Origin of the sequence: Paraburkholderia sp. BR14320 (genome assembly GCF_040948665.1) — a bacterium.
Classification (GTDB): domain Bacteria; phylum Pseudomonadota; class Gammaproteobacteria; order Burkholderiales; family Burkholderiaceae; genus Paraburkholderia; species Paraburkholderia youngii.
Genome location: NZ_JBFPKG010000119.1, coordinates 1 through 5,405, shown reverse-complemented (window position 1 = coordinate 5,405; position 5,405 = coordinate 1). Strand labels below are relative to the sequence as shown.

4 protein-coding genes and 3 pseudogenes are annotated in these 5,405 nt (G+C 57.7%); 2 read left to right on the top strand and 5 right to left on the bottom strand.

The window, feature by feature from the left end; all coding sequences use genetic code 11:
* A partial coding sequence (locus AB3X89_RS38760) for an ATP-binding protein (protein ID WP_368587879.1) occupies positions 1-356 on the top strand: 356 nt, incomplete at its 5' end.
* A 671-nt stretch (positions 357-1,027) separates the two neighbouring features.
* Here the strand turns inward: AB3X89_RS38760 and AB3X89_RS38755 are convergent.
* The 4 genes and pseudogenes from AB3X89_RS38755 to AB3X89_RS38740 all read right to left on the bottom strand — a co-directional run.
* Positions 1,028-1,470: pseudogene (locus tag AB3X89_RS38755) on the bottom strand (transposase); the annotation flags it as partial.
* 15 nt (positions 1,471-1,485) lie between these two features.
* Positions 1,486-1,620, bottom strand: a complete 135-nt coding sequence (locus tag AB3X89_RS38750; protein WP_368587878.1) for a transposase — start codon at positions 1,618-1,620, stop codon at positions 1,486-1,488.
* A gap of 43 nt (positions 1,621-1,663) precedes the next feature.
* A pseudogene (locus AB3X89_RS38745) lies at positions 1,664-1,960 on the bottom strand (transposase); the annotation flags it as partial.
* Between the two features lie 620 nt (positions 1,961-2,580).
* A complete protein-coding gene (locus AB3X89_RS38740; RefSeq protein ID WP_018436464.1) occupies positions 2,581-3,486 on the bottom strand; it encodes a trypsin-like serine protease in 906 nt (301 codons plus the stop codon).
* A gap of 367 nt (positions 3,487-3,853) precedes the next feature.
* Here AB3X89_RS38740 and AB3X89_RS38735 point away from each other — a divergent pair.
* Positions 3,854-4,111, top strand: a pseudogene (locus AB3X89_RS38735) (transposase); the annotation flags it as partial.
* A 705-nt stretch (positions 4,112-4,816) separates the two neighbouring features.
* Here AB3X89_RS38735 and AB3X89_RS38730 read toward each other — a convergent pair.
* Entirely contained in the window at positions 4,817-4,963 is a 147-nt protein-coding gene (locus AB3X89_RS38730) for a hypothetical protein (protein ID WP_157646454.1), read from the bottom strand.
* Positions 4,964-5,405 lie beyond the last annotated feature (442 nt).

Here is a 5,405-nt window from a genome sequence, read left to right as displayed (position 1 = left end):
CAGCAAGGGCGACCGAACTCTATGAACGCAAGCTCCAGCAGTTTGTGCGCGTGCCGGTGCTGATCGTTGATGACTTCGCACTCAAACCTCTTCGTGCGCCCCACGACGAAGACTTCCATGACCTGATCGCCGCCAGGTATGAGCGCGCGGCGACGATCTTGACGTCAAATCTCGACTTCAGCGAATGGGGAGACGCGTTCCCCGACAACCGCATCCTCGGTGCTGCCACGCTCGATCGGCTACGGCATGGCGCCTACCGTGTCGTCATTGAGGGTGAGAGCTTCCGCAAGCCGAAACCGATGCCCGAAAACGGCGAAAACGCGGTTGCCAAATCAGGCAAAAAAACGCATTCTTGAGTCCCTTCGAAATCGCGTTTCGGGGCCATTCCAGGTGGCCTCATTACGCCGATCATCCCCGGCTCGATTACGCCGATCCGTGACAGGTGCTGAGGACTGTACGAAAACTCCTGCTATGGGCCAGCCCTGTCTGGCAGGATCTTTTGCTACCCACACACTAAACGAAAATCGAAGGTCACTGAGCGATCACAAAAGGAGAATTGCTATCACGTGACATCGGCGGGCTGCATTATCCTCCGTCGCAACGCCACTTTGGACCGTATGGTGAATGCGATGTTCGTAGCGACCCAACGTACGATAGGAGTTTTGTTTTTGGCGGTTCACGTTTTTGGGGGCTCAGGAAAGAAAGACCAATCTCTCTATTCCCGAGAATTGAGGATGGAAGTTGAGAACGTACACCACTTGGGAACGTCGACTTCCGGTGCAATGTGAAAGCTCTTACTTCAGTTCGATACCGGACAACGTTTGTTCAAAGAGGATACACATCGATCTCCGCGATAACCGGTTAAGAGGTCATCTTATGCAGACAGTGCTTATCGTATTGGCAATTGCTGTATTAGCGTGGGCGTCCGACCATCACCGTTTTGTTAAGGGTTGGAAAGTGCACGAGCATAAGCGCCGGAGAATACGGAGAAGTGCTAGCCAGCCAGGGTTGCAGGCAACCGCTGCTAGTCGCTTGCCAGACGACGGAAACGGTTGAGCCAGCCGAAGCTGCGCTCGACCACCCAGCAGCGCGCACCAGCACAAAGCCGGTTTTGCCCTCCGGCAGCCTGATGACTTAAGCTCAATGCCTTCGTCCAGTGCCGCTTGCGCGGGCTCTTCGCCAGTGTATCCGTGGTCGGCAAACGCCACCTTGAGCGTCTGGCCCGTTGCCTGCTGAACCTGCCGCGCCATCTCTCTGACCTGCGCGCGCGCCTGTTCCTTGCCCAGCGCACACGTACCGCGAGTAATTGCTTCAACCTGTCCACCGCCGTATGCACGCGCTTGGTTGACCTCGACGATCCTGAGCAACCCGGATGATGGAACGCAGGTCGCTCAGCATGGCCCCGAAACAGCTTGCCTGAATCCAACGCTGCGTCTGCTGATTGACCAACTCCCACGGTGGAAAGCCGTCGTAATGCTTCAGCCTCTACTGCGACAGCGGCGGGCGTTTGATATACCGGCCAGGGTAGTTCACGTTGCGGATATGGCTGTCCGACGATGGCGCAAAATGGACGATCCATGGCTTGCCGTAGTGACGATCCAGCCAGCGGCTCCACGCCACTTTTGTCGGGCACTACGTTTTCAGCTCCTGCGGCGGAACCAGCGCGCCGTAGATGCCGCAACAGATCGACGATTGCGTAGCGCCACATCGGGATGACCTGTGCCTTCACGAAATACATCGACTTCCACTGCTCGCCGTCGGGCGTTAAGCCCCCGCAGGTCACGCTCAGATGGACATGCACGTTCCATTGCAGGTCGCGCCCGAACGTGTGCAGCGCCGTGAAAAACACCCCAAAACGTTGGATCCGTGTCCAACTTTTGGGGTGCAGTTCAGTTTGCGGGCTGGGCGCCTTCAGCAGCGCGCGGTTCAGCCTGAATACCTCCCACAGCGCCGAGGGCATCGTCAGCCTGATGTGCTGCCAGCGCGTTTGCGGCGGCCTCGCCGTTTGCGTGGCGATCCATTGGTCCGTCGCCTTCTTGCCGCACGTGGGGCAGAACCGGCTCTTTCAGCTGAAGCACACCTTCTTGCGATGCGGGCAGGCTCCGTTCGAGCAGCAGTGGCTCGCGTAGCCCATTACTTCCAGTCCGCAAGCCAGCAGGCGCACCACGTTGTCCACCACCGCCGAGCGGATCTCATGCTCATGCTTTTTGAAATACCGCCACCAGGCCTCGCCGGTCTGCAGCAGCTGTTTGATCGGACTGACGGTTCTGATGATCAGTACCTCCCCGCGACACCTCCGACTCTACCATCCCCCGCTCGCGGGCAACGGCGCGCTTGCCAGCGGCGTTGGCCTTCGCATACCGACGGTTCTAGTTGCCGCGCAGCGGCTTACCTTGTTCTGTAAGGGACTGCTGGGTTTTTGTAGGGGCGACTCAACCACATAGCAAAGCGCCGCACGGAGGCGGCGCTTTGCTGACTGAAAAGCTACTCCCACTACCCACACGGAATGCGGACGACACGGCCGACGTCATGAACGGCGCCCGCTCGGCTTCATCGGGCAGTGGGCCGCGACCGGGCACCTCACTCGTCGTCGGTCGGCGCCAGTTCCCAACCGGCGTTTTCACCGTTGCGGGATAGCGGATTGACCTCGCCGACATCGGTGGGTAGGTCGGCCGGGGCGAAGTTGTAGCTGTAAAGCTCGTACAGCACCTGTTGCATTGGCGTGTAGTAGACGATGGAACGGCCGACAGGCTCGCCGGAGGAGATGATCCCGATCAGTTGCCGTTCGTAGGTGACGACCGGTCCGCCGGAGTCGCCGTTGTCAATGCTGCTGAGCTCGGACGAGTGCGCGGCATTGATGTGCTCATAATTCGGTCTCCAAACTCCCTCCTCGAGAGACATGCCTTGCCACACGCAGCGGACTCCGGTGCGCCAACCGCTTGTGCAGAACCGTTCATACGGCGCGTCCGACCACCCGGTAACAGCAAGGCGCGCTTCCTGCCCGGCGCGCGGCATGAAGACCTGGTTATTCGCAAGGGGCGTATAAGTCTGGACCGGGCTGCAGAAGGCTGCGCTGTGAGAGGTGGAGGCGCATTGCAAGGACCTCGGATTCGGCTTGGGCGATACCCGCACAAGCTCGATGTCCGAGGTAGCCGACTGCCACACGACGTTGCCGATGGCAACGGTACCCACCTGGATGGTCGCGTACATCGGCGCGCAGTGCTTGGCAAGCACGAGCCATCGTGTCGCACGTTGGTAAGGCGTCAGTCTGTGGAGGATGCTCTTTGGCACCAACACCGCCCCTACGCTGCATGATCCAGAGGGAACGCTGACCTTCGAGCCAGAGATGACCGGCAGGACGGCGCGGTCGGGATTGCGAGGCTGCACGACGTCCGGGGTTTGCGCCGTGGCGACCGAGGATGCGAAGGTCGTGGCGATGCCCATTGCGAGGGATGCCACACGCTTTTGCAGTGGTAAGGTTTTCATCAGGGATCGAGTCCTCTCAGGGATGTCGGGATCGGGGAAAGTGGTGGTTCGCGAGGCCCATTTCAGGCCTCCGGCTCGCCTTCGTCGGCACCATGCCGGCCGGGGCGGCGTCGGGGCCCATCTCGGGGCCCTAGGTTCAGCAGACCAGTTCGTTCGGGTTCGTCTGCATGTCTCGCTCCTCAGGGACACGGATTTTTGCCACTTTTATCGGCGTTGTTGCATTTAGTCCCCACGCAGCGGCTTACCTTGACGACGAAGGTAGGCACAGCGCTCCAGCACCCCCGTTCGGGGGAAACATACCTTTGGTGCAAAAAATGGCGGTTGGGTCCGAAAAGATTCAAAAAATCAAAGGTCCTGAGGCCCGGTGCTGTTATGCGTCTACGCACTGCGCGACGAACTGAAACAGCTGTGCTTCTGCCGCAAACCCGCCTCGGCACAAAAGGCCTACGAGCGGTGGTTCAAGCAAGCCCGGCAAAGCGGGATTGCCGCTCTGACATTGTTCGCCCAGCGTCTGCAAGGCTATTGGCAGGGCTTGGCGGCCCGTTGCCGGCGTCCGTTCAATACCAGCGTTGTCGAGGACATCAACAACACCATCAAGGTCATTAAACGTCGCGCTTACGGGTAGCGCGACGAGAAATATTTCTTCCTCAAAATCCGCACTGCGTTCCCCGGTAGTCCTCGAGGAACCAGAAACTTGCCAGTAAGTCCCTGCAATTCCTACACCCCGATTTCCACCGGAAGCCTGAATGTTCAACATTCCGCGGATTGTTATGAGCCAACTCGATAGAAGCACTGCGTAAATGCGCGGGTCATGCAGAACACGTCCGCCGAGGACTGCTGGCTCCAGCCTCAGCAATCTCGCTAAGATAAACATCGACTTGGTGAGTCAGTTTGGCCCGCGCACCTTCGCTTCGGACATCGGCCAATGTCACATTTCACCTCGCGCCGCTGAGGAATGTGGGATTTCATTTTGTCATTACCTAGTTTCTCGTAGGCATTATGCGAAGCTCAATGACCAGTCGCTTTGCTCCGCGGCGTGACTCCCATGCCCATTTTCCCCGCTGGGCCCGCAGTAGTAGGTAGAAGTATCGAAAGGGTCCGCAGGACTTGGAATTGAGTACATTTGGATCGGAACCTCAGTCGCCTGCGCCGCCACCCCCATTAGAGCAATGGACAGCAGGCCACCACATAGCACTCGCTTCATATTTTTCATAGGCACTCCATATTGGAACACGTTAATACACCGTAATTTATTTGCCCTCGCCGCACTGGCCGCCGCACGTTACGTATCTTACGAAATTCTCTGCGCAATCACTAGAAGGAAGGGGCATCAAATATATTGATGCCGATGCTGCTCATCATGGAGGTCGGTGCTGAGAGATCGTGGCGCGAGCTTGTCGTTCGAGGCATGAGGAAAACCAAAGGTATCCGTACGTCCCGCATCCACGTCTTTGCAGTCTTGGCGGTCCTTTTCCATGATCTTCGAGGTTCCATTGCCTGCACTAATTGCTGGCTTAGGCTCCTGCCGCTCTCAGTATCCGGCTGTCTGAATTGCTCACGCACCTCTTCGCGATGCTTCCGGGCGGCGGAAAACGGCCCCTACTACACGACTCTCGCATACCATTCATAACGCTTGTGAAGTCGGGGGGGCTTGAGATCCCCATCAAAGATTTTCCTAAAGGCATAAATTGTCTTTATTTGATATCGCCCCTGCTATTGAGGTATAAATTACGACAGCGATTTATTGGGGATCAGAGAATGCAGTCTATTCGAAAAATAGGCCATTGTTATCACCTAACAGGTTGCTGAAGTACCGCTGAAACACGTCATCGCGCAGAGTTCGTGAAGCGTTGATAGATGAACCACCACTTGCCCACTGGAGATCATGCGCGGCGCCGACACGTTCACCGAGAGTTTGT